This window comes from Arthrobacter sp. HMWF013 (genome assembly GCF_003061105.1).
GTDB lineage: Bacteria > Actinomycetota > Actinomycetes > Actinomycetales > Micrococcaceae > Arthrobacter.
The window spans coordinates 1-435 of the sequence record NZ_QAIQ01000611.1; the positions used below are offsets into that span (position 1 = coordinate 1).

Here is a 435-nt window from a genome sequence, read left to right on the forward strand (position 1 = left end):
GCCGACTGGTGGGTGATCCTGGCCGGACTCGGGCCCCTCGCCGTCCTGATAGCGGCTCTCCTTGCCTTCTATATCAACTGGCGGACACTGAAACAGCGGACTACCGCCGATAAGACCACCCTCGAACAGAAGCGCGAGGCAGACGCCCAGGCCCTGCAACAGAAGACCGAGGCGGACAGCCGGGCTGAATGGTGGCGCCGGACCCAGTGGGCTTTGGACCGTGCGCTGGACGAGGATGAAGGAACCAAGGCCCTTGGCCTGGCGACCCTGGACGTCCTGGCCCGCAGTGAGCTGGCACGCAAGGAGGAACTCGAGCTTTTCGACATTGCCTGGAAAAACGTCTCCGGTGACGAAAACGGGGAACCAGACGGCGCCGTCGTCACAGCGGACGTCGGGGAAGTGGAGGACGTGAACGAAACCGCTGCCGGGGCGGGG

At 64.8% G+C, this 435-nt stretch carries 1 protein-coding gene; it reads left to right on the forward strand.

All coding sequences use genetic code 11. The features are described 5' to 3' along the window. Window positions 1–435 (forward strand): hypothetical protein (locus DBR22_RS20460; RefSeq protein ID WP_258229347.1); only part of this gene is annotated, 435 nt, incomplete at both ends.